22 protein-coding genes are annotated in these 23,674 nt (G+C 68.3%); 9 read left to right on the top strand and 13 right to left on the bottom strand.

Annotation, left to right across the window (positions count from 1 at the left end; genetic code table 11):
* Positions 1-20: 20 nt before the first annotated feature.
* The 7 genes from HFL01S_RS11165 (at position 21) to dnaJ (ending at position 7,698) form a co-directional block, all read left to right on the top strand.
* Positions 21-704: a flavin reductase family protein gene (locus HFL01S_RS11165; RefSeq protein WP_066258391.1), complete on the top strand. Its 684-nt coding sequence runs from the start codon at positions 21-23 to the stop codon at positions 702-704.
* A gap of 34 nt (positions 705-738) precedes the next feature.
* Positions 739-2,448, top strand: a complete 1,710-nt coding sequence (locus HFL01S_RS11160) for an acyl-CoA dehydrogenase family protein (protein WP_066258388.1) — start codon at positions 739-741, stop codon at positions 2,446-2,448.
* A gap of 44 nt (positions 2,449-2,492) precedes the next feature.
* Positions 2,493-3,023, top strand: a complete 531-nt coding sequence (locus tag HFL01S_RS11155) for a MarR family winged helix-turn-helix transcriptional regulator (RefSeq protein WP_066258386.1) — start codon at positions 2,493-2,495, stop codon at positions 3,021-3,023.
* A gap of 125 nt (positions 3,024-3,148) precedes the next feature.
* Positions 3,149-3,499, top strand: coding sequence for a winged helix-turn-helix transcriptional regulator (locus HFL01S_RS11150; protein WP_066258384.1), 351 nt, complete (start codon positions 3,149-3,151; stop codon positions 3,497-3,499).
* 313 nt (positions 3,500-3,812) lie between these two features.
* Positions 3,813-4,376 carry a nucleotide exchange factor GrpE gene (gene grpE, locus HFL01S_RS11145; protein WP_066258382.1) on the top strand — a complete coding sequence of 188 codons (564 nt, stop codon included), beginning with the start codon at positions 3,813-3,815 and terminating at the stop codon, positions 4,374-4,376.
* Between the two features lie 139 nt (positions 4,377-4,515).
* A complete protein-coding gene (gene dnaK / locus HFL01S_RS11140) occupies positions 4,516-6,474 on the top strand; it encodes a molecular chaperone DnaK (protein ID WP_066258380.1) in 1,959 nt (652 codons plus the stop codon).
* Positions 6,475-6,561: 87 nt separating this feature from the next.
* Positions 6,562-7,698, top strand: a complete 1,137-nt coding sequence (dnaJ, locus tag HFL01S_RS11135; RefSeq protein WP_066258593.1) for a molecular chaperone DnaJ — start codon at positions 6,562-6,564, stop codon at positions 7,696-7,698.
* A gap of 67 nt (positions 7,699-7,765) precedes the next feature.
* Here the strand turns inward: dnaJ and HFL01S_RS24690 are convergent, their stop codons facing one another.
* The 13 genes from HFL01S_RS24690 to HFL01S_RS11075 all read right to left on the bottom strand — a co-directional run bounded on the left by HFL01S_RS24690 (position 7,766) and on the right by HFL01S_RS11075 (position 21,221).
* Positions 7,766-8,041, bottom strand: coding sequence for a hypothetical protein (locus tag HFL01S_RS24690; protein WP_245644786.1), 276 nt, complete (start codon positions 8,039-8,041; stop codon positions 7,766-7,768).
* Positions 8,042-8,159: 118 nt separating this feature from the next.
* Positions 8,160-9,167, bottom strand: a complete 1,008-nt coding sequence (locus tag HFL01S_RS11130; protein WP_066258379.1) for a zinc-binding alcohol dehydrogenase family protein — start codon at positions 9,165-9,167, stop codon at positions 8,160-8,162.
* A gap of 14 nt (positions 9,168-9,181) precedes the next feature.
* The gene (locus HFL01S_RS11125) at positions 9,182-10,141 is read right to left on the bottom strand and encodes a sugar kinase (protein ID WP_066258376.1); all 960 of its coding nucleotides are present in this window, start codon (positions 10,139-10,141) and stop codon (positions 9,182-9,184) included.
* Positions 10,138-11,646, bottom strand: a complete 1,509-nt coding sequence (locus HFL01S_RS11120) for a mannitol dehydrogenase family protein (RefSeq protein ID WP_066258374.1) — start codon at positions 11,644-11,646, stop codon at positions 10,138-10,140. The genes HFL01S_RS11125 and HFL01S_RS11120 overlap by 4 nt, the downstream gene beginning before the upstream one ends.
* Before the next feature lie 8 nt (positions 11,647-11,654).
* On the bottom strand, positions 11,655-12,866 hold the full coding sequence (gene manD, locus HFL01S_RS11115) for a D-mannonate dehydratase ManD (protein WP_066258373.1): 1,212 nt from the start codon (positions 12,864-12,866) through the stop codon (positions 11,655-11,657).
* On the bottom strand, positions 12,863-13,948 hold the full coding sequence (locus HFL01S_RS11110; protein WP_066258370.1) for a mandelate racemase/muconate lactonizing enzyme family protein: 1,086 nt from the start codon (positions 13,946-13,948) through the stop codon (positions 12,863-12,865). The genes manD and HFL01S_RS11110 overlap by 4 nt, the downstream gene beginning before the upstream one ends.
* A 4-nt stretch (positions 13,949-13,952) precedes the next feature.
* Positions 13,953-15,476 carry a UxaA family hydrolase gene (locus tag HFL01S_RS11105; RefSeq protein ID WP_066258368.1) on the bottom strand — a complete coding sequence of 508 codons (1,524 nt, stop codon included), beginning with the start codon at positions 15,474-15,476 and terminating at the stop codon, positions 13,953-13,955.
* On the bottom strand, positions 15,473-16,879 hold the full coding sequence (locus tag HFL01S_RS11100) for a TRAP transporter large permease (protein ID WP_066258366.1): 1,407 nt from the start codon (positions 16,877-16,879) through the stop codon (positions 15,473-15,475). Before HFL01S_RS11100 ends, HFL01S_RS11105 begins: the two co-directional genes overlap by 4 nt.
* A gap of 25 nt (positions 16,880-16,904) precedes the next feature.
* The gene (locus tag HFL01S_RS11095) at positions 16,905-17,516 is read right to left on the bottom strand and encodes a TRAP transporter small permease (RefSeq protein WP_084383231.1); all 612 of its coding nucleotides are present in this window, start codon (positions 17,514-17,516) and stop codon (positions 16,905-16,907) included.
* A gap of 13 nt (positions 17,517-17,529) precedes the next feature.
* Entirely contained in the window at positions 17,530-18,498 is a 969-nt protein-coding gene (locus tag HFL01S_RS11090; protein WP_066258364.1) for a sialic acid TRAP transporter substrate-binding protein SiaP, read from the bottom strand.
* 43 nt (positions 18,499-18,541) lie between these two features.
* The gene (locus tag HFL01S_RS11085) at positions 18,542-19,555 is read right to left on the bottom strand and encodes an L-idonate 5-dehydrogenase (RefSeq protein ID WP_066258362.1); all 1,014 of its coding nucleotides are present in this window, start codon (positions 19,553-19,555) and stop codon (positions 18,542-18,544) included.
* The gene (locus tag HFL01S_RS11080; protein WP_066258359.1) at positions 19,552-20,271 is read right to left on the bottom strand and encodes a FadR/GntR family transcriptional regulator; all 720 of its coding nucleotides are present in this window, start codon (positions 20,269-20,271) and stop codon (positions 19,552-19,554) included. Before HFL01S_RS11080 ends, HFL01S_RS11085 begins: the two co-directional genes overlap by 4 nt.
* A 119-nt stretch (positions 20,272-20,390) precedes the next feature.
* The gene (locus tag HFL01S_RS11075; protein ID WP_066258357.1) at positions 20,391-21,221 is read right to left on the bottom strand and encodes an IclR family transcriptional regulator; all 831 of its coding nucleotides are present in this window, start codon (positions 21,219-21,221) and stop codon (positions 20,391-20,393) included.
* 157 nt (positions 21,222-21,378) lie between these two features.
* On the opposite strand from HFL01S_RS11075, the gene HFL01S_RS11070 reads away from it, so the two are divergent.
* Together HFL01S_RS11070 and HFL01S_RS11065 are read left to right on the top strand one after the other, a co-directional pair.
* On the top strand, positions 21,379-22,140 hold the full coding sequence (locus HFL01S_RS11070) for an SDR family oxidoreductase (protein WP_066258355.1): 762 nt from the start codon (positions 21,379-21,381) through the stop codon (positions 22,138-22,140).
* A gap of 2 nt (positions 22,141-22,142) precedes the next feature.
* Positions 22,143-23,666: a sugar ABC transporter ATP-binding protein gene (locus HFL01S_RS11065; RefSeq protein ID WP_066258353.1), complete on the top strand. Its 1,524-nt coding sequence runs from the start codon at positions 22,143-22,145 to the stop codon at positions 23,664-23,666.
* Positions 23,667-23,674 lie beyond the last annotated feature (8 nt).

Here is a 23,674-nt window from a genome sequence, read left to right as displayed (position 1 = left end):
CCACCGAACGGAGTTCCGCCATGTACTACGAGCCGGGCAAGACCCCCCACGGCCTGCCGCACGACCCGTTCAAGTCCTGCGTGATCCCTCGCCCCATCGGCTGGATCTCCACGGTGGACGCGCAGGGCCGCGACAACCTCGCACCCTACAGCCAGTTCCAGAACGTGACCTTCGACCCGCCCATCGTCATGTTCAGCGCCAACCAGAGCACGCAAGGCGAGCGCAAGGACTCGGTGCGCAACGCCGAACAGATGGGCCAGTTCGTCTGGAACATGGCGACGTATGCGCTGCGCGAGGCGGTCAACGTCAGCGCCGAAGAGCTGCCGGCCGGCGTCGACGAGTTCGAGCGCGCCGGGCTGGAGAAGCTGGACAGCCGCCTCGTGAAGCCCAAGCGCGTCAAGGGCTCGCCGATCCAGTTCGAGTGCGAGTACCTGAACACCGTGCGCTTCCCGGGCCGCCCGCCCATGGGCACGGTGGACGTGGTGTTCGGCCGCGTGGTCGGCATCCACATCGACGACGACTACATCGACGGCAACGGCCTGATCGACGTGCTCAAGATCCAGCCCATCGCGCGCATGGGCTACTACGACTACACCGTGGTCGACAACAAGTTCCAGATGGTCATTCCCGGCAGCAACAAAGCGCTGCTGGCCGGGCTGGAAGGTTCGCCCGACAAGACCCAGCAGGAAACCCGCGCCCGCTGAATCCCCCATTGCAACGCATCGCCCCGACCGCCCCATGAATGCCTACCAGCCCCAGCCCGCCGAACAACGCTTCATCCTGTGCGATGTGCTGCAGGCTCCGCAGCAGCTCGCCGCCCTGCCCGCCTACGCCGACTTCGACGGCGATCTGCTGGTGCAGGTGACCGACGAAGCTGGCAAGTTCGTGGGCGAGGTGATCGCCCCGCTGAACCGCGAGGGCGACGAGGTGGGCGCGCAATGGAAAGCCGGATCGGTGACGATGCCGCCGGGTTTCCGCGACGCCTACCAGGCCTTCTGGCAGGCGGGCTGGCCGTCGCTGGCCTGCGCCACCGAAGACGGCGGCCAGGGCCTGCCGGCCGCGCTGGAGGCCATGCTGTACGAGAACCTGAGCGCCGCCAACCACGGCTGGACCATGGCACCCGGCCTGCTGCACGGCGCCTACGAATGCATCAAGCACCACGCCTCGCCCGAGCTGAAGGCACGTTACCTGGAGAAGGTGGCCACCGGCGAGTGGCTGGCCACCATGTGCCTGACCGAGCCGCACGCGGGATCGGACCTCGGCCTGTGCCGCACCAAGGCGGCCCCTCTGGCCGACGGTCGCTACGCCCTGTCCGGCACCAAGATCTTCATCTCCGGCGGCGAACACGACCTCACCGACAACATCGTGCACCTGGTGCTCGCCCGCCTGCCCGACAGCCCGCCTGGCCCGAAAGGCCTGTCGCTGTTCCTGGTGCCGAAGTTCTATGAAGACGGCACGCGCAGCGCGGTGATCTGCGAGCGCATCGAAGAGAAGATGGGCCTGCACGGCAGCCCCACCTGCGTGATGCGTTTCGACGAGGCACCGGGCTGGATCGTCGGCGAGCCCGGCAAGGGCCTGAACGCGATGTTCGTGATGATGAACGCCGCGCGCCTGCACGTGGGCCTGCAGGGCGTGGGCCTGCTCGACGCCGCCTGGCAGAAAGCCGACGCGTACTCGAAGGAGCGGCGCCAGATGCGCGCGCCCGGTGGCTCGGCGAAAGCCGGCGAGGCCGACCTGATCGAACAGCACCCCGCCATGCGCCGCATCCTCGACGCGCAGCGCGCCTGGATCGATGCCGGCCGCGTGGTCGCCTACCGCACCGCGCTGGAACTCGACATCCTCAAACACCACGGCGACACCGCGCGCCGCGACCTCGCCAGCCGCTGGTGCACGCTGGTGACGCCGGTGCTCAAGGCCGCCTGGACCGACCAGGCCTTCCACGGCGCCAGCGCCTGCCTGCAGGTCTTTGGCGGCCACGGTTTCGTGCGCGAATGGGGCATCGAGCAGATCGTGCGCGACTCCCGCGTGGCCATGATCTACGAGGGCACCAACGAGATCCAGGCCATCGACCTGCTGTTGCGCAAGACCCTGCCGGACGGCGGCGCGGCGCTGCTGACCCTGCTGGGCGAACTGTCCGCCGAACTCGGCGGCGGCGCACAGGCGGTGCGCGCGAAGACACAACTCGACGGCTTCGCCAGCTTCCTGCGCGAGCGCCTGCTGCCGCGCGCCACCGCCAAGGACGCGCCCGCCGACCTGCCGCACTGGCTGGCCGACGACTTCCTGCGCGCCGTGGCCCTGCTGCTCATGGCCTGGGCCTGGGCCCGCATTGGCGCCACGCCCGGCGCCGATGCAGAACGTTGGCAAACGGCGCAGACCGGCTTCTGGCGCTGGGTCTGGCCCGAGTTCGCCATGCGCACGGCCATGATGGAAGCCACGCTGGCCGGCTGATCGCCCGCTGGGCCACGTCGGCGATACCGTTATCCTCTGCATCCATGCCCGAAACGACTGTCGCCAACGCCCTGCGCCGACCGCGCACCCCACGGAAAACCGCGGCCCCGGCGCCGTCCAGGGCCGATCCGGCGGCTGAGACCGACAGCGGCATCGACACCAGCTACCTCGAATCCCTGCTGGGCTACAACGCCCGGCGCGCCGCACTGGCGGTGATCGGCGTGTTCCTGCAGCGAATGGCGCCGTATGGCCTGCGCCCGGTGGACTTCTCGGTGCTGACACTCATCGCCCACAACCCTGGCATCACCTCGCGCCAGGTCTGCGCCGCGCTGGACATCCTGCCGCCCAACCTGGTGGGCATGGTCAAGAGCCTGGACAAGCGCGGCCTGATCGAGCGCCGGCCGCACCCGACCGACCGCCGCGCCCAGGGCCTGCACCTCTCGCCTGCGGGCAGGAAGCTGCAGAAAGACGCCCAGACCACGGCCACGAAGCTCGAAAGAGACGTCGCCAGCCGCCTCTCGGAGCAGGAGCTGGACCTGCTCAAGGAACTGCTTCAGCGCGTCTATTCCAAGTGACGCAATCCGGGTAAATCCCGAGCGAGCTTTCCCGCTGGCGCTCGCTTTCCAGCTAGCGAACTGCTAGCGCCCGCCGTATAGTGGTTTCAGGCCTCGACACAGAAGGCTGGTCCAGGAGACAAACCATGAGTGCCAAAGACCATGCGGCGATCATTCAGCTGTTCGACCTGCTTGAGTCGCGCTATGCGATGCGTGTCATCTGGGCCCTGAGCGACGGGCACCCGCAGACCTTCCGCCTGCTGCAGGACAGCGTCGGTGGCGTCACGCCCAACACCCTCAACACCCGCCTCAAGGAACTGCGCGCCGCCCGCCTGGTGGACCACACCGGCGACGGCTACCGCCTGACCCACCAGGGCGCCGACCTGGCGCGGCGCATGGGCGAGGTGCAGCAGTTCGCCGGCCGCTGGGCGCAACAGCAGGCGCGCGCAGCGATGGCGGTTGCGGTGGCCACACCCACCGCCGCGCACGCACCCTGAGCCCCGCACACCCCGCGGAACTGGCTCTGCCAGACCACGGGCGGGGGCCCCGTCAAAGGGGCCGACACGCAGCGACTCAGGGGTTGGCACGACCTTCGGGCGCATAGAATCACGCCCCAGCACGGCGTCGACCAGACCGGGTTTTTCGCGGCCCTCGGGGCCGAATCGGACCCGTTTCATGGGTGTTCCCGTGACAAAGGCCCGATTTCCACCGCCCGGCGGCCGGTCGCGAGGCCTCCCTTGAATTCCGCTGCGGCGCCCCCATGTGCCGCGCACGGTTTGTTTTTGCCATCCAGAACACCCCCCTGACGCCATGAGTTCCAACACGCCTCCCGCCGACACCACCCCGACACCCCAGCACCCCATGAGCACCGAAGAGGCCCTGGCCGCGGCTGCGGTCGCGGAAGCCGACGCGCTGGCCGCCCTGACCAACGAGGTCAGCGAGCTCAAGGCCAAGAACGCCGACCTGGCCGAGCAGTTCCTGCGCGCCAAGGCCGAAGCCCAGAACACCATGCGCCGCGCCGAGGAAGAAATGGCCAAGGCGCGCAAGTTCGCGGTCGAGAGTTTTGCCGAGGGCCTGCTGCCGGTGCTCGACAGCTTCGAAGCCGGTCTGTCCATCCAGGAGGCGACCCTGGAGCAGCTGCGCGAAGGCTCCGAAGCCACGCTCAAGCAGCTGCGCAGCGCGCTGGAACGCCACAAGGTGGTCTCCATCGCACCGGAAGCGGGCGCCAAGTTCGACCCCAACCAGCACCAGGCCATCAGCCTCGTGCCGGCCGACCAGCCCACCAACACCGTGGTGACCGTGCTGCAAAAGGGCTACCTGATCGCTGATCGCGTGCTGCGCCCGGCGCTGGTCACGGTCGCCGCCCCCAAATAAAGACAGCGAAGAAACAGCGGAAGGGGCAGAAAACCTGGCTGGCCGGACTTGAAATCTTCACCGGTTATCCACACCTCCTCCACAGCGGGTCCACACCCACCCCACACACTTATTCAAACTTTCGAAAACGGAGCAGAACATGGGAAAAATCATCGGCATCGACCTGGGCACCACCAACAGCTGCGTGTCCATCATGGAAGGCAACACCACCAAGGTGATCGAGAACTCGGAAGGTGCGCGCACCACGCCGTCGATCGTGGCCTACCAGGAAGACGGTGAAGTGCTGGTCGGCGCCTCGGCCAAGCGCCAGGCCGTGACCAACCCCAAGAACACGCTCTACGCCATCAAGCGCCTGATCGGCCGCAAGTTCGTCGAGAAGGAAGTGCAGAAGGACATCGACCTGATGCCCTACTCCATCGTGGCCGCCGACAACGGCGACGCCTGGGTGGAAGTGCGCGGCAAGAAGATCTCGGCCCAGCAGGTCAGCGCCGACATCCTGCGCAAGATGAAGAAGACCGCCGAGGACTACCTGGGCGAACCAGTGACCGAAGCCGTGATCACCGTGCCGGCCTACTTCAACGACGCCCAGCGCCAGGCCACCAAGGACGCCGGCCGCATCGCCGGTCTGGAAGTCAAGCGCATCATCAACGAGCCCACCGCCGCGGCCCTGGCCTTCGGCCTGGACAAGCAGGACAAGGGCGACCGCAAGATCGCCGTGTACGACCTGGGCGGTGGCACGTTTGACGTGTCCATCATCGAGATCGCCGACGTCGACGGTGAAAAGCAGTTCGAGGTGCTGTCCACCAACGGCGACACCTTCCTCGGCGGCGAAGACTTCGACCAGCGCATCATCGACTTCATCATCGGCGAGTTCAAGAAGGAACAGGGCGTCGACCTGAGCAAGGACGTGCTGGCCCTGCAGCGCCTGAAGGAAGCCGCTGAAAAGGCCAAGATCGAGCTGTCCAGCTCGGCCGCGACCGACATCAACCTGCCCTATATCACGGCCGACGCCTCGGGTCCGAAGCACCTGAACATCAAGCTCACCCGCGCCAAGCTGGAAGCCCTGGTGGAAGAGCTGATCGAACGCACCATCGCGCCCTGCCGCATGGCCATCAAGGACGCCGGTGTGGCCGTGGGCGACATCCACGACGTGATTCTGGTCGGCGGCATGACCCGCATGCCCAAGGTGCAGGAGAAGGTCAAGGAGTTCTTCGGCAAGGACCCGCGCAAGGACGTGAACCCCGACGAGGCCGTGGCCGTGGGCGCCGCCATCCAGGGCCAGGTGCTCTCGGGTGACCGCAAGGACGTGCTGCTGCTGGACGTGACCCCGCTCTCCCTGGGCATCGAGACCATGGGCGGCGTCATGACCAAGATGATCGGCAAGAACACCACCATCCCGACCAAGTTCAGCCAGGTGTTCTCCACCGCCGAGGACAACCAGCCGGCCGTGACCATCAAGGTGTTCCAGGGCGAGCGCGAAATCGCCTCGGGCAACAAGCTGCTGGGCGAGTTCAACCTCGAAGGCATCCCCGCTTCACCGCGCGGCATGCCGCAGATTGAAGTGACCTTCGACATCGACGCCAACGGCATCCTGCATGTGGGCGCCAAGGACAAGGGCACCGGCAAGGAAAACAAGATCACCATCAAGGCGAACTCGGGCCTGTCCGAGGCCGAGATCCAGCAGATGGTGAAGGACGCCGAGCTGAACGCCGCCGAAGACCACAAGAAGGTCGAGCTGGTGCAGGCCCGCAACCAGGCCGAAGCCTCGGTGCACAGCGTCAAGAAGAGCCTGGGCGAACACGGCGACAAGCTCGAAGCCGCTGAAAAGAGCGCCATCGAGGACGCGATCAAGGCCCTGGAAGAAGCCGCCAAGGGTGACGACAAGGCCGCCATCGAAGCCAAGACCGAGGCCCTGATGACCACCAGCCAGAAGCTGGGCGAGAAGGTGTACGCCGCCTCGCAGGCCGAAGCCGCCGCAGCAGCGGGAGCCGCCGGTGGTGCCGCTGGTGGTGCCGAGCAGGCCGGCGCCGGCGCCTCGTCCAGCGCCAAGGACGACGACATCGTCGATGCCGAAGTCAAGGAAGTGAAGAAGGGCTGATCGGCGGCCCCGGCCGAGCAACCGTGACCGCCGCGCCGGGGCAACCTGGCGCGGCGTTCGTACTCAACAGAACCCCGATTGACCACCATGGCCAAACGCGATTTTTACGAAGTGCTGGGCGTGCCCAAGAACGCTTCGGACGACGAGATCAAGAAGGCGTATCGCAAGCTGGCGATGAAGTACCACCCGGACCGCAACCAGGGTGATGCTGCCAAGGGCGCCGAAGAGAAGTTCAAGGAGGCCAAAGAGGCCTACGAGATGCTGTCGGACCCGCAGAAGAAGGCCGCCTACGACCAGTACGGCCACGCCGGCGTGGACCCGAACATGCGCGGCCCGGGCGGCCCCGGCGCAGAAGGTTTTGCCGGCTTCGGCGAGGCCTTCGGCGACATCTTCGGCGACATCTTCGGCGGCGCCCGCCGCGGCGGTGGCGGCCGGCAGGTGTACCGCGGCGCGGACCTGTCCTACGCCATGGAAATCACGCTGGAAGAAGCGGCCACCGGCAAGGAGACGCAGATCCGCATTCCCAGCTGGGACGACTGCGAAAGCTGCAAGGGCACCGGCGCCAAGCCGGGCACCAGCGTCAAGACCTGCTCGACCTGTCATGGCCAGGGCGTGGTGCAGATGCGCCAGGGTTTCTTCAGCGTGCAGCAGACCTGCCCGCACTGCCACGGCAGCGGCAAGATCATCCCCGAGCCCTGCACCACCTGCAGCGGCCAGGGCAAGATCAAGAAGCAGAAGACGCTGGAAATCAAGATCCCCGCGGGCATCGACGACGGCCAGCGCATCCGCTCCAGCGGCAACGGCGAACCGGGCCAGAACGGCGGCCCGGCCGGCGACCTCTACATCGAGATCCGCCTGCGCAAGCACGACATCTTCGAACGCGAAGGCGACGACCTGCATTGCCAGGTGCCGGTGAGCATGACGACCGCCGCGCTTGGCGGCGAGATCGACGTGCCCACGCTGCAAGGCAAGGCCACCATCGACCTGCCCGAAGGCACGCAGAGCGGCAAGACCTTCCGCCTGCGCGGCAAGGGCGTCAAGGGGGTGCGCAGCAGCTACCCCGGCGACCTGTACTGCCACGTGGCGGTGGAGACGCCGGTCAAGCTGACCGAACACCAGCGCAAGCTGCTCAAGGAACTCGACGAGTCGTTCAAGAAAGGCGGCCACAAGCACAGCCCGAACGACAAGGGCTGGTTCGAGAAGGCGAAGAGCTTTTTCAGCTGATTGCCGCTGAGGGGTTCAGAAATGCGAAGGGGCGACGGGTGACCGTCGCCCCTTCGCATTTCTGCATCTACTTCGGCACACAACGAAACTCAAGCGATACGGCAGCCGATCTGGCAAACCCGGAGTTTGTTTCTTCAAGCTTGATGGTTTCGACGGCCTTGCCGTCCTTCGAACAGAACTCGTTTGCCTCGGTGTATGCCTCTCCCTTGATACCAATAGGTGGCCCAAAGCCAACCTGGGGGCTCTTTTTGGCGATGAGGTAAGTGCCTTTGTCCATGGGCACAACGCCTGTGTTGGCACAGGCTACCAATCCAACGACACACAAAGCAATCACGCGTTTCATGCAAACCTCCTTTGACCGAAGCATATGTCCAGATCGGGCAGGACCGGACGGTGCGATCGGACAGCTCATGCAGTCCCGGCGTGTGCAGCATGGCGCGGTGGTCCAAGCAGGTCCACTGTCAGCACTCCACGATGGCCTTGATCACCCCCGCGGTGGGGTCGAGCAGGTTCTGGAACCGGGTGGGCACCTCGGCCAGGGCCAGACGATGGGTGTTCAGGCTGTCGGGAATCTGGCCCGCGCGCATGGCGTCGAGCACGGTGCGGAAGTCTTCGGTGGTGGCGTTGCGGCTGCCCATCAGCGTCATCTCGCGCTTGTGGAACTCGGGGTCGGAGAAGCTGATGCTTGCACTCACCACCGAGATCAGCACATAGCTGCCGCCGTGGGCCACGAACTTGAAGCCGCGCTCCATGGCCTGGGGGTTGCCGGTGGCGTCGAACACCACGTCGTAGAACTCGCCGCTGGTCAGCGCGGCCAGCTGGGCCTCGTCGCCCTCGCCCAGCGGAACGCCCGCGTGAACGCCCAGCGAACGGGTGCAGAAATCAACCCGGTCCTGCCGGCCGTCCAGCGCGGTGACGGTGGCGCCGCGCAGCTGCGCAAAGATCATGGCGGCCATGCCGATGGGGCCGGCCCCCACCACCAGCACGCGCTGCCCCGCGCTCAGGCCCGAACGCCGCACCGCGTGGGCGCCGATGGCCAGGAACTCCACCATGGCGGCCTGGTCGAGCGTCACCCCTTCGGCCTTGTGCACGAAGGCCTGGGGCACGCTGAGGTATTCGGTGAAAGCGCCGTCGCGGTGCACGCCGAGCACCTGGATCTGTGTGCAGCAGTTGGTCTTGCCCGCGCGGCAGGCGATGCAATGGCCGCAGGACAGGTAGGGCATGACGTAGACCGTGTCGCCGGCGCGCAGAGTGCTGCTTTCCGGCGCGGCGTCCACGATGCCCGAGAGCTCGTGGCCCATCACGCGCGGGTAGCTCAGATAGGGCTGTTTGCCGGTGAAGATGTGCAGGTCGGTGCCGCACACGCCCACGCGCTTGACGCGCAGCAGCACCTCGTCGGCACCGCGTTCGGGCATGGGGCGGTCCTGGGCCAGCAGGGTGCCAGGGGTTTCGCAGACAACGGTCAGCATGGTGTTCCTTGTATTCAGTCGATGTTCTGTTCGTTGAGTTCGCGCCGCGTGGGCAGGCCTTCCATGTCGCCGATCACCTGCAGCGCGAGCGAGGCGATCCAGTTGGCGCGCCTAAGTGCCTGGGGCCAGCCCAGGCCTTCGAGCCGGGCGCTGATGATGCCCACCGCGAAAGCGTCGCCCGCGCCCACGGTGTCCACCACCACAGGCACCGGCAAGCCGGGCACGGTGCCCTGCGCGCCATCGGCGGTGCTGAAGTAGGCGCCCTCGGCGCCGAGCTTGACCACCACGGCTTTCGCGCCCCGGTCGAGGTACCAGGCGGCGATGTCGGCGGGGGTGGACTGGCCCGTGAGCAGCCGGCCTTCCTCGATGCCGGGCAGCACCCAGTCGGCGTGGCGGGCCAGGTCGTTCAGGGTGTCGCGCATGGTGGCGGTGTCGGGCCACAGCCGCGGGCGCAGATTGGGGTCGAAGGAGACGCTGCGGCCCGCGGCGCGCAGGCTCTGCATGGCGTGCGCCACCACCTCGCAGGCCGCGGGCGACAGCGCGGGCGTGATGCCGGTGGCGTGCAGGTGCCGTGCGCGCAGCGCGTAGGCAGCTGGCAGGTTGGCCAGCCCGAGCTGGCTGGCGGCGGAGTTGCGGCGGTAGTACTCGATGGCCGGGTCGCTGCCGTCCAGGCTGCGCGACTTGAGCATGAAGCCGGTGGAGCGGTTCGGGTCGATCTCCACCTGCGAGGTGTCCACGCCTTCGGCCTCGATGGCTTGTCGCACGTAACGGCCGAACGAGTCGGCACCCAGACGGCTGACCCAGCCCACGCGGAAGCCCAGGCGGGCCAGACCGATGGCCACATTGCTGTCGGCGCCCGCCAGCCGCTTGCTGAAGGTCTGCACCTGCTCCAGCGGTCCGGGCTCCTGGGCCACCAGCAGGGCCATGGTCTCGCCCAGCGTCAGCACATCGAGTGGTTCGGGAACCGTCGTCATGCGCCCAGCTCCCTGTGGTTCACCGCCTCCAGCGTGGCCCGCACGCCACGCGTCTGCAGCGATTGCAGGGCAGGAAGCAGCGCGTCGGCCAGTGCCTCGTTGCCCGCCAGGTCACCGAACACCGGCGCATAGGACAGCATGGCCTGCACGGCCGCGGCGCTGGCGCCCTGCCCCAGCGTGCGCTGGTGGAGCGCGGTCAGGTCGGCCGCGTGGGGGTCGTCGATGGCGTAGGCGTTGCCCTGCTCGTCCACGCCGCGCAGGTAGTGCATCCAGGCCGCGACCCCCAGGGCCATGCGCGGCACAGGCAGGCCCCGCGCCAGGCGGTCGCGCACGGTGCCGAGCAGGCGCTGCGGCAGCTTCTGCGAGCCGTCCATGGCGATCTGGTGGGTGCGGTGCGCCAGCGCGGGGTTGGCGTAGCGGGCCAGCAGGTTGGCGCGGTAGGCGGGCAGGTCCAGCCCGGGCAGGTCGGCCAGGGTGGGCTCGATCTCGTCGCGCATCAGCGCTTCGATGTGCGTGCGCAGCGGGGCCTGGGCAATCGCCTGGTCCACGGTTTGCCAGCCGGCCATGGCGCCCAGGTAGGCCAGGCTGGAGTGCGTGCCGTTGACCATGCGCAGCTTGAGCCGCTCAAAGGGTTCGGCGGCGGCCACGAAGCGCGCGCCGCCCAGCGTCCAGTCGGGTCGGTCGGCGGCAAAGTGGTCTTCCACCGCCCAGTCGAAAAAGGGTTCGCCCAGCACTGGCCAGCGGTCTTCGGCGCCCAGCGCCTGCGACACGGCGGCGCGGTCGGCGTCGGTGGTGCGGGGCACGATGCGGTCCACCATCGAGCAGGGAAACCGGCAGTCGTCGGCGATGCGCTTCGCCAGCGCCGGGCTCACCACTTCGGCGAAGCGCAGCACCGCACCGCGCAGCACGCGGCCGTTGGCGGGCAGGTTGTCCAGCGACATCAGCGTGAGCGGGCCGCGGCCTTGCGCGAAGCGCCGCTGCAGACCAAACACCAGCATGCCGATGGCCGAGCGCGGCGTGTGCGGGTGGCCCAGGTCGTGGACGATGTCCGGGTGGTCCAGCCGCAGCGCGCCGGTGGCCGGGTCGTGGCAGTAGCCCTTCTCCGTCACGGTCAGGCTCACGATGCGGGTGTCGGCAGCGGCGATGGCGTCCAGCACCGCGCCGGGGTTCTCGGGCGCCACCAGCAGACTGCGCACCGCGCCGATCACCTGCAGGCGCTGGCGCGGCTGGCCCTGGGCGTCGGCGTCACGGATCGCCAGAGTGTAAAGGCCGTCCTGCGGCTGCAGCGCGTCGCGCGTGTCGGGCTGGCGCAGCGACACGCCGACGATGCCCCAGCGCAGGTCCCCGGCGGCGATGGCTGCTTCGGTGGCGGCCGCCAGGTGGGCGCGCATGAAGGCGCCGATGCCCAGATGCACGATGCCCTGCTGCAGGCGCTGGCGGTCGTAGGGTGGGCGAGTCACGGTGGCGGGCAAGGCGCCCACCGTGCGGTCGTCGAGTCGGTTCATGGGTGCGCTCACCAGTTGGTCAGGGTGCCGTCGTGCTGCAGGCGGTTGACCGGCAGGTAGGCGCGCTTGTAGGGGTACTTCGCAGCCAGCGCCTCGTCGACGGTCACGCCGTGGCCGGGCGCCTCGCCGGGGTGCATGAGGCCGTCCTTGAAGCTGTAGGCGTGGGGGAACACAGCGTCGGTTTCGTCGGTGTGGCGCATGTACTCCTGGATGCCGAAGTTGGGCACCCAGAGGTCGAAGTTGAGCGCCGCGCCCATGCACACGGGCGAGAGGTCGGTGGCGCCGTGCGAGCCGGTGCGCACCTGGTAGAGCGCGGCCAGGTCGGCGATGCGGCGCAGGTGGGTGATGCCGCCGGCGTGGACCACGGTGGTGCGGATGTAGTCGATCAGCTGGTTCTGGATCAGGTCCTTGCAGTCCCAGATGGTGTTGAAGATCTCGCCCACGGCCAGCGGCGTGGTGGTGTGCTGGCGGATCAGGCGGAAGGACTCCTGGTTCTCGGCCGGCGTGGTGTCCTCCAGCCAGAACAGGCGGTAGGGTTCCAGGTCCTTGCCCAGGCGCGCGGCCTCGATGGGCGTGAGGCGGTGGTGCGCGTCGTGCAGCAGGTGGATGTCGGGCCCCACGGCGGCGCGCACCTTGTCGAACAGCTCGGGCGTGTGGCGCAGGTACTTCTCGGTGGACCAGTCGTGTTCGCTGGGCAGGTCGGCGTCGGCGGGTTCGTAGAACATGCTGCCGCGGCCCACGCCGTAGACCTTCTCCAGCCCCGGCACGCCACTTTGCGCGCGGATGGCCTTGTAGCCCATCTCCTTGTAGCGCAGCACTTCCTCGACGGTCTGGGTGATGTCCTTGCCATTGGCGTGGCCGTAGACCATCACGCCGGTGCGGCTCTTGCCACCCAGCAGCTGGTACAGCGGCATGTTGGCGGCCTTGGCCTTGATGTCCCACAGCGCCGTGTCCACGCCCGCGATGGCGCTCATGGTCACCGGACCGCGGCGCCAGTAGGCGCCCTTGTAGAGGTACTGCCAGATGTCTTCAATCTGCTGCGGGTCGCGGCCGATCAGGCAGGGAATGACGTGGTCGGTGAGGTAGCTCGCCACCGCGAGTTCGCGGCCGTTGAGCGTGGCATCGCCGATGCCGGTCAGGCCCTCGTCGGTCTCGATTTTCAGGGTCACGAAGTTGCGGCTGGGTGCGCAGACGATGACTTTGGCTGAGGTGATTTTCATGGCGCCATTTCTTTCAGATGCGCTTCGAGGAAGCGGAAGCCCCAGCCCGCGCCCTCCCGGGGCAGGGCCTGGCCGTGGTGGATGGTCAGGGGCTGGTCGATGAGGGCGTCGATCCAGTCGAAGCTCTCGGCCGCCAGCCCGTTGGGAATGCTGCACAGCAGCGGCACGTCGTAGTCGCGGTAGTAGTGGGGCAGCACGGGCAGGTGGTGCGCCTGGGCCAGGGCGGCCGACGCGCGCCAGGCCTCCACGCTGCCGATGCGCAGCAGGTCGGGCTGCCAGAGGTCAATGCCGTCGGCGGCGATCAGGGCCTGCAGGGTGCGGGTGTCGTACTCGCGCTCGCCCATGGCCAGGCTGATGCCGCACTGGCGGCGCAGCGTGGCGTAGCCCGCGACGTCGTGGTGGTGCAGCGGCTCCTCGAACCAGGTGATGCCCAGCGGCAGGGCCGCGCGCGCCAGGGTCAGCGCGCCGGCCAGGTCGCAGCCCTGGTTGGCGTCCATCATCACGCGCACCCGGGGCCCCACGGCCTCGCGCACCCGGCGCAGGCGCTCCAGGTCGCGCTGCACGTCGGGCGAGCCCACCTTGATCTTGACGGCATAGAAGCCGCGGCCCACGTAGCCGCGCACCTCGTCCAGCAGCTCGTCGTCGCTGTAGGACAGCCAGCCGCCCGAGCCGTACACCGGCACGCTGGCGCGCGTCTGCCCCAGCAGCCGGTGCATGGGCGCGCCCAGCGTGCGGGCCCAGGCGTCCCACATCGCGATGTTGATCAGCCCCACCGCCCAACGCTGCACGCCCTCGTGGCCGAAGTACTCGTGCTCACGTTCGGCCTGTGCGATGAAGGCACCCGGCGCCGCCGCGTCAGCCCCGAGCACCAGGGGTTCGATGTCGCGCAGCGCACCGCGGATGGCCGCGCGCGAGTAGTGAAAGGCCAGCAGGTAGCCCTGGCCGCGCACGCCGTTGGCCAGCACGATCTCGGCCACGATGAACTCGATGGCGGGAATCTGGTGCGTCGCATCGGCGATGGGGCGCGACAGGGTGGAGGTGGCTTCAAAGAAGCGCAGCTCGCGGATCGTGGTGTTCGTCATGGCCTCACATCACCGCGCCGAGTGCCCAGGGCACGAACTCGTTCTGGCCGTAGCCGTGCAGCTCGCTCTTGGTCTTGCGGCCCGAGGCGGCGGCCAGCATGTCGCGGAAGATGCGTTCGCCCAGCTGCTCCACGCTCTCGCTGCCGTCGATGACGGTGCCGCAGTTGATGTCCATGTCCTCTTCCTGCCGGGCCCACAGCGCGCTGTTGGTGGCCAGCTTGAGCGAGGGCGACGGCGCGCAGCCGTAGGCCGAACCGCGCCCGGTGGTGAAACAGATGAGGTTGGCACCGCCGGCCACCTGGCCGGTGGCGGACACCGGGTCGTAGCCCGGGGTGTCCATGTAGACGAAACCCTTGGCAGCGATCGGCTGCGCGTATTCGTAGACGTCCACCAGGGGCGTGGTGCCGCCCTTGGCGATGGCGCCGAGCGACTTTTCCAGGATGGTGGTCAGGCCGCCGGCCTTGTTGCCTGCCGATGGGTTGTTGTCCATCTCGGCGTGGTGGCGGGCGCAGTAGTCGGTCCACCAGCGCAGCCGGGCTTCGAGCTTGTCGGCAACGGCCTGCGACACCGCGCGCTGCAGCAGCAGGTGTTCGCCACCATAGATCTCGGGCGTCTCGGACAGCACGGCCGTGCCACCGTGGCGCACCACCAGGTCCACCGCGGCGCCCAGTGCCGGGTTGGCGCTGATGCCGGAGTAGCCGTCGGAGCCGCCGCACTGCAGGCCCACCACCAGGTGGCTGGCGGGCACGGGCTGACGCTGCACCGCATTGGCCTCGGGCAGCAGGGCCCGCACGGCCTCGATGCCGCGCGCCACGCTTTTTGCGGTGCCGCCGGTGTCCTGGATGCTGAAGGTGACCAGCTGGGCGCCTTCGCGCAGACCTTCCTGCGCCAGCAGGCCCTGGATCTGGTTGGTCTCGCAGCCCAGCCCCACCACCAGCACGGCGGCGAAGTTGGCGTGCCGCGCGTAACCCGCCAGCGTGCGGCGCAGCACGTGCAGGCCCTCGCCTTCGCTGTCGGTGGCGCAGCCGGCGCCGTGCGTCAGTGCGACCACGCCGTCCACGTTCGGGAACGCGGCCAGCGCCTCGGGATGGATGTCGCGGCGGAAGTGGTCGGCGATGGCGCGCGCCACCGTGGCCGAGCAGTTCACGCTGGTCAGCACGCCGATGTAGTTGCGCGTGGCCACACGACCGTCGCTGCGCACGATGCCATCGAACGTGGCAGGGGTGTCCACATAGGCCACCGGCCGCACATCGCCGCCCACGTCGTGGCCGCGGTCGAAACGGCTGAAGGCCAGGTTGTGGGTGTGCACGTGCTGCCCGGGCGCGATGGCCTGGGTGGCGGTGCCGATGATCTGGTTGTAGCGGCGCACCGGCTCGCCGGCCGCGATGGCGCGCACCGCGATCTTGTGACCCGGCGGGACCAGGCCCGACACGCTGATGCCTTCGGATTCGAGGCGCGTGCCGCCCAGCAGTTGCTGGCGAGCGATGACCACGTCGTCGTTCGGGTGGATGCGGATGACCGGGTTCATTTCAGCAAGCCCATCTGCTGCGGCAGCCACAGCGTGAGGGCCGGGATGTAGGTGATGGCCACCAGGCCCAGCAGCAGCGGAATCAGCCAGGGCAGGATGGCCATGGTGGCGCGCTCCACCGAGAGCCTGGAGATGCGCGCCAGCACGAACAGCACCATGCCCAGCGGAGGCGTCATCAGGCCGATCATCAGGTTCAGCGTCACGATGAGGCCGAACTGCACCGGGTCGATGCCCAGCTTGAGCACGATGGGCAGCAGGATGGGCACCAGGATGGTGATGGCGGCGATGGTGTCGATGAAGCAGCCCACGAACAGGATCAGCAGGTTGGCCAGCAGCAGGAACACCCACTTGTTGCTGGTGATCGAGAGGATCCAGTCGGCCAGCGCCTGGGCGGCCTGCGTGGTGGTGAGCAGCCAGGCGAAGATGGACGCGGCGGTGACGATGAACAGCACCGAGGCCGTGGTCTCGATGGTGTCGAAAGTGGCCTTGGCCAGCGTCTTGAGCGTCATGGAGCGGTAGCGCACCAGGCCCAGGAACAGCGCCCAGAGCACCGCGGCCACGGCGGCCTCGGTGGGGGTGAACCAGCCCATGGTCATGCCGCCGATCAGGATCACCGGGGCCATCAGGGCCAGCACGGCCGAGAAGTTGTAGCGCCAGTCCAGCACCAGCAGCACCACGAAGGCCGAGAGGGCCGCCACGTTCACCGAGGCCCCGGCCTTCACCGCCAGCCACACGGCCATGGGGAAGGCCAGCACCAGCAGGATCTCCAGTCCGGCGCTGCCCAGGCGGCCCCAGTGGAACGCCACGTCGCCACCCCAGCCCTGGCGGCGGGCGTAGTAGGCGACGGTGAGCATCATCAGCACGGTCAGCACGATGCCCGGCAGGATGCCGGCCACGAACAGCGCGCCGATGGAGACGTTGGCCATCATCCCGTAGATGACAAAGGGCAGCGACGGCGGAAAGATCGGGCCCAGCGTGGCCGAAGCGGCCGTCACGCCCACCGCGAACTCGGTGGAGTAGCCGTGCTCCTTCATGGCCTTGATCTCGACGGTGCCCAGGCCCGCCGCGTCGGCGATGGCCGTGCCAGACATGCCCGAGAAGATCACCGAGCCGATGATGTTGACCTGCCCCAGGCCGCCCTTCATCCAGCCCACCAGCGCGATCGCGAAGTTGTAGATGCGGCCGGTGATGCCGGCGATGTTCATCAGGTTGCCGGCCAGGATGAAGAACGGCACCGCCAGCAGCGGGAACGACTCGATGCCGGAGATCATGCGCTGGGCCAGCACGATGTCGGGCACGCTGCCCGAGACCAGGATGTAGATCAGCGAGCCGCCCGCCATGGCCACGGCCACGGGCAGACCGCAGAGCATCAGCCCCACGAAGGAAAGAATCAGGATGAGCATGGAGAGGATTCCGTGTGGGCGGGCGTCAGTGGGTCGCGTCTTCGAAGTGGGCGGGGTTCTGCAGCGGCGAGAAGCCGCGCCGCCAGTTCTCCACCGCCACCTGCACGCCGCGCACGGTCATCAGGGCGAAGCCGGCGAAGGCGAGCCAGTACACATAGCTCTTGTTCCAGTCGATGGTGGTCATGGGCTCGTTGTCCACCGCCAGCGCGTAGCGCGCCACCAGCCAGCTGGCGTAGCCATAGAAGGCGATGGCCGCCAGGTCCACCGCGGTGGACAGCACCCGGCCCGCGAATGCGGGCAGGTGGCCGTACAGCAGGTTGACCTGGATGTGGCGCATGCGCCGCACGCACATGGACGCCCCGATGAAGACCACCGGCATCAGGCAGTACACGGCCAGCTCCTCGGTCCAGGCGAACGAGTCGTTCAGCACGTAGCGGGTGAAGAACTGCAGGAACACCAGGCCGGCCATGGTCCAGAAGAAGCCCAGGCAGACCCAGTCCTCGATGCCGTAGCCCGAGAGGTCCACCGGGTGCCGGTCGGCCTCGGCGAAGCTGGCGGCCAGCGCTTCCACGCTGGTTTCCACCGGGTGCGAGGCCGACGCACCCACGGCATCGGGCAGAGCGCTCTGAAGCGACATGCCGTCCTCCGCCTTACTTCACAGCCTGGATGCGGTCCCAGTCGGCCTTCTGGTAGCCGAACTGCTCGAAGGGCACGTTCTTCAGCACGGTGTCGCGGAACTCGCCGGTGTTGACCTCGTTCACGCTCACGCCCTTGCTGCGGAACACGGCGGCCAGCTCCTTCTCGCGGGCGGCCACTTCCTTCGAGGCCCTGGCTGCGGCCTCCTGGGCCACCTCGGTGAACATCTTCTTGTCGGCGTCGGAGAGCTTCTTCCACAGGCCGCCGGCCACCACGGTGTTCAGGTGGTCCACGATGTGGCCGGTGAGCACGATGTGCTTTTGCACCTCGAAGAACTTCTTGGCATCGATGGTGGGCAGCGGGTTTTCCTGCGCTTCCACGGTGCCGTTCTGCAGGGCGAGGTAGACCTCGGCGAAGGCGATGGGCGAGGTGTTCGCACCGCAGGCACGCGGCATGGCCAGGTAGGCCGGCACGTCGGGCACGCGCATCTTCAGGCCCTTCATGTCGGCGCACTTGGCGATGGGCCGGTTGCTGGTGGTGTGGCGCGTGCCGTAGTAGGTGGTGGCGATGATCTCGTTGCCACTCTTCTGCTCGTAGCCCGCCGTCAGCTCCTTGTAGATGTCGCTCTTGGTGTAGGCCAGCAGGTGGTCCACGTCGCGGAAGGTGTAGGGGTAGTAGGTGACGCCGATGCGCGGGAAGGCCTTGGCCGCGAAGCTGGAGCCGGAAATGATGATGTCCACCGTGCCCAGGGACAGGCCCTGGTTGATGTCGTTTTCCTTGCCCAGCTGCGACGCGGGGTACACGTCGATCTGGTAGCGGCCGCCGCTGCGCTTCTTGATCTCCTCGGCCGCCCACACGGACGCGGTGTGGAAGGACTCGGTGGTTTCATAGACGTGGGCCCACTTGAGCTTGGTCTGGGCGAAGGCGGGGGCGGCGGCGATCAGACCGGCGGCCAGGGTCAGGGTGATGCGTTGGGTGTTCATTCGGTGTCTCCTGTCGTTGTAGAAAAAGTGAGTCAACCGGCGCCTAGCCGGGGATGAGCTGCACCTTGGTGCTGCGGCTGCGGTCCAAAGCCAAATCGAAGGCCGCCTTCGATTCGCTGATCGGGATCTGTGCACTGATGAGCGGGCGCACGTCGGCGCGCCGGCTGCGGATGGCCTGAACGGCCCAGTCGAATTCGATGTCGGCCCGAAAGGCCCCCACGTAGTCGAGCTCGCGGGTCATGATGTCGTTGGCCGGGAACGGCAGCTCGGGCGGCAGCGTGCCGACCTGCACGATGCGCGCGCCGCGGCGCACGGCCGACAGGCAGCCGGCGAGCGCGGAGGGGTGCCCCGCCGCCTCGATCGCCACGTCCACCTGGCCCTTCCAGGCGCTGGTGTCGGGCTGGACATCGTCGGCGCCGACGGTGAGCGCCATGTCGCGTGCCCGCTCGCTGGGGTCGCTGCAGAGCACGCGCCCCGCCCCGGCCAGCCGCGCGGCGATCACCGACATGCAGCCGATGGTGCCTGCGCCGGTGACCAGCACCGTGGCACCCAGCACGGAACCCGCGCGGCGCACCGCGTGCAGCCCGACCGACAGCGGCTCGGCGCAGGCGATCTCGCCCAGGCACACGTCTTCGTCCACCGCGGTGAGCTGCGACTCTGCGACCACGAACTGTTCCCGGAACAGGCCCGGCAGGTGCGGGAAGATCGCGGCGCTGCCCAGGAAGACCATTTTTTCGCACAGGTTGCTGCGGCCGGCGCGGCAGGCCGGGCACACGCCGCAGGGGTGGGCCGGGTTCACGGCCACCTTCTGGCCCGGGCGCACCCGCGTGACCCCGGGCCCCACCGCCTCCACCACCCCGGAAGCCTCGTGGCCGGGCACGAAGGGCGCGCGGATGGCGAAGGCGCCGGCGCGGCCGTGCTGGTAGTAGTGCAGATCGGAGCCGCAGATGCCCCCGGCGCCCAGGCGCAGGCGCACCTGGCCGGTGGCCGGCTCGACCGGCGCCAGCGTTTCCACGCTCAGTTGCAGGGGTCCGTGCAGGGTGCAGGCCAGGCTCATGCGGTGCTCTTGGGGGTTTCGGTGTCAGTGGGCGCCATCCAGCCGGCCGAGAAGCGCTGGTGCGAACGTTCGAGGTGGTGGCTCATGGCCTGGCGGGCGGCCTGCGCGTCGTTGCGCTCGATGGCCCGGACAACGGCCCGGTGCTCGGCCACCGCCTGCCGCCAGGTGGTTTCGCGCTCGAAGTGGCTGCCCAGGCGGGCAAACAGCGGGCCGTTGCGCTCGTCGAAGAGCTGCGTGACGACCGCCAGCAAGGGGCTGTTTTCGCTGGCCTGGGCGATGCGCAGGTGGAAGTTGCGGTCGCCCTTGATCGGCAGCGTGCTGGCAAGGATGTCGCTCTCCATCTCGCGCAGGGCCTCTTCCAGGTCGGGCACCAGGGTGTTGTCGCCGCTGCCCGCGGCCACTGCGGCCAGTTCACATTCGATCAGCTGCCGCGCCCGGATGATTTCCAGCGGGCCGTGCGCGTTGTCGAGCAGCTGCACCGGCTCGCGGCGGACGACCACGATGCCCGAACCACCGCGCACCTCGATCAGCCCCTGCACTTCCAGCGCGATCAGCGCTTCCCGCACCGAGGGGCGCGACACACCCATCTTGGCCGCCAGGTCGCGTTCGGCCGGCAGGCGCGAGCCCACCGCGAACTCGCCGCTCTGGATGAGCTGGCGCAGCTGGTCGGCAATCTGGCGGTACAGCCGTCTCGGCTCGATGGGTTGAAAGGGCATGGCTGGTAAGTTGGTAAATTGGTCTGACCACTTGGCCGAAGTGTAGGCCGCAGGCACCCGCAGGTGTCCGAGGGTTTACACGGGGTCGGCGGCCGGACGGCGAACGGCGGGCGCCCGGACTACGCGGCGCCCATGCCCTGCGTCAGCGAGAGCGCGGCCGCCGCCTCGCGCAGGTATTCGCGCACCTGCGCCATGTCCGGACCGACGTGGCGGTCGATCCGGCGGATGTAGGGACAGGTCAGCGTGGCCAGCGCGGTGTTGTCGGGGCCGAGGATGGGGAAAGAAATGTCCACCACGCCCAGGGTCTGCGCGCTCTCGCGCTCCAGGTAGCCCTGGGCCCGGATGGCGGCCAGCGTGGCCTGGAGCTCCTCCAGGGTGATGGGCACCTCCCCGTCCAGCGGCGTGTGCTCGGCCAGCATGCGGTTGAACTGGCCTTCGTCGGCATGGGCCAGCAGCAGGTGGCCCGAGGCCGTGTCCACCAGGCCCACGCGCGCGCCGCGCTGCACCGCGAAGCTCCAGCCGCTGGGGCTGTTGACCTGGGCGCTGATCAGCACGTTGCCCCGGTCGTACACCCCCATGTGGCAGGACTGCTCGGCCTTGCGGGTGAACTCGTCCATGACGGGCAGCGCCTGGTTGATCAGGCGGCTGAGCGGCGGGTGCATGTTGGCCAGCGCAAACAGCTTGAGGCTGAGCGCGTAGCGGTCGCCCGAGCGCGTGCGCATCACGTACTGCCGCGCCACCAGGCGTTCGAGCATGCGGTAGATCTCGCTTGCGCTGCGGTCCATCTCTTTCACGATTTCCGCCCGCGTCAGCCCGTGCGGCTGGGTGGCCAGCAGCTCCAGGATGTCCAGCCCCTTGTCCAGCGCCGGGGCGCGGTAGCGGTCGTCGCTGTCGGGGGCGGGATCGGCCTTGGGGCGGCGTCCGCGGGGTCGGGGCGTGGTGGTCGGCATGGGGTTCTCTTCACTGGGCATGGGGCGTGGAGCTGGTTTGTACCGCAGGGTCCGGCTAGGGAAAGTACCGAGCCAGGCCCCGCGGACATGCACCTATGATTTTGTTCATACATGGATTTTCTGTTTATCTGTGAATTCAACAACCGGGACTTACCCCATGCATGAAGGTCGACTCAAAGGCAAAACGGTGCTCATCACCGCCGCGGCGCAAGGCATTGGCCGCGCCAGTGCGCTGGCCTGCGCCGCCGAGGGGGCGCGCGTGATCGCCACCGACATCAACGCGCCCCTGCTGCAACAGCTGGCCGCCGAACACGCGGGCATCGAGGTGGTGACGCTGGACGTGCGCGACGACGCCGCGGTGCAGGCACTGGCACAGCGCAGCCCGGCGCTGGACGTGCTGTTCAACTGCGCCGGCATGGTGGCCAACGGCAGCCTGCTGGACTGTTCCGAGGCCGACTGGGACCTGAGCTTCGACCTGAACGTCAAGAGCATGTTTCGCATGACGCGCGCCTTCCTGCCCGGCATGCTGGAACACGCCCGCACCCAGGGCGGCAGCGTGTCCGTGATCAACATGGCCTCCATGGCGTCGAGCATCAAGGGCTTTGCCAACCGCTGCGCCTACGGCGCCACCAAGGCCGCGGTGATCGGCCTGACCAAATCGCTCGCAGCCGACTACGTCAAGCAGGGCCTGCGCGCCAACGCGCTGTGCCCGGGCACGGTGGACACCCCGTCCCTGCGCGGGCGCATCGCCTCCGCGGCCGACCCGGTGCAGGCCGAGAAGGACTTCATCGCCCGCCAGCCCATGGGCCGCCTGGCCACGGTGGACGACATCACCCCGATGGTGGTGTACCTGGCCAGCGACGAATCGCGCTTCGTGACCGGGCAGGCGCTGCTGGTCGACGGCGGCGTGACGATCTGACGATGGACCGGCCCAGCCCACCAGGTCGTTCCGTGGCGCCCCTGATCTCGGTCCAGAACCTCAGCAAGTCGTTTCCCGGCGTGAAGGCGCTGGACCGGGTGCAGTTCGACCTGCGCCCCGGCGAGGTCCACGCCCTGATGGGCGAGAACGGCGCGGGCAAGTCGACGCTGATGAAGATCCTGGCCGGTGTCTACCGCAAGGACAGCGGCGAGGTGCTGCTGGACGGCCAGCCGGTGGACATCGAGAGCCCGGCGCACGCGCAGTCGCTGGCCATCGGCATCATCCACCAGGAGCTGCACCTGATGGGGCACCTCACGGCGGCCCAGAACATCTTCCTCGGCCGCGAACCGCGCAAGCTCGGCGGCCTGCTGCTGGACGACGAGCAGCTCAACCGCGATGCGCAGGTGCTGTTCGACCGCATGAACCTGGCGCTGGCGCCCACCACCGTGGTGGGCGATCTGACCGTGGCTCGCCAGCAGATGGTGGAGATTGCCAAGGCGCTGTCGCACAGGTCGCGCGTGCTGATCATGGACGAGCCCACCGCCGCGCTGAACAACGCCGAGATCGAGGAGCTGTTCCGCATCATCCGGCAGCTGCGCAGCGAGGGCGTGGGCATCGTCTACATCTCGCACAAGATGGACGAGATCCAGCGCATCGCCGACCGCATCACCGTGATGCGCGACGGCACCTATGTCGCCACCGTGCCGGCCACCACGCCCATGGCGGAGGTGATCGCGATGATGGTCGGACGCCAGCTGACCCAGGCGGAAAAGCACATCCCCGACACCTCGGCCAGCGAGGTGCTGCTGGACGTGCGTGGCCTCAACCGGGGCCGCGCCATCCGGGACGTGAGCTTCAGCGTGCGCCGCGGCGAGATCCTGGGCTTTGCGGGCCTGATGGGCGCCGGCCGCACCGAGGTGGCGCGCGCCGTGTTCGGTGCCGATGCGATCGACTCGGGCGAGGTGCGGGTGCGCGGCGAGCCCATCCGGCTGCGTTCGCCACAGGACGCGGTGCGCGCGGGCATCGGCTACCTCTCCGAAGACCGCAAGCACTTCGGCCTGGCCACGGGCATGGACGTGGAGTCCAACATCACCCTGCCCAGCCTGCGGCGCTGGCTCAAGTGGGGCGTGTTCCTGAACCAGCCGGCCATCCGCGCCATCGGGCAGCAGATGGTGGAAAAGCTGCGCATCAAGACGCCCTCGCTCACGCAGACGGCGCGCCTGCTCTCGGGCGGCAACCAGCAGAAGGTGGTGATCGCCAAGTGGCTGGTGCAGGACTGCGAGGTGCTGATCTTCGACGAGCCCACGCGCGGCATCGACGTGGGCGCCAAGAGCGAGATCTACAAGCTGCTCAACGAGCTGGCCGCGCAGGGGCGCGCCATCATCGTCATCTCCAGCGAACTGCCCGAGGTGCTGCTGCTGAGCCACCGCATCGTGGTGATGTGCGAGGGCCGCATCACCGGCGAGGTGCCGGGCGATGCCGCCACACAGGAAAGCCTGATGGCCCTGGCCACCCGGCGCGATTGACCAGAGAC

The sequence above is a fragment of the Hydrogenophaga flava NBRC 102514 genome, assembly GCF_001571145.1.
Classification (GTDB): domain Bacteria; phylum Pseudomonadota; class Gammaproteobacteria; order Burkholderiales; family Burkholderiaceae_C; genus Hydrogenophaga; species Hydrogenophaga flava.
Note: the sequence above shows the minus strand (reverse complement) of the source record. Positions and strands in the feature narration are given on the sequence as shown.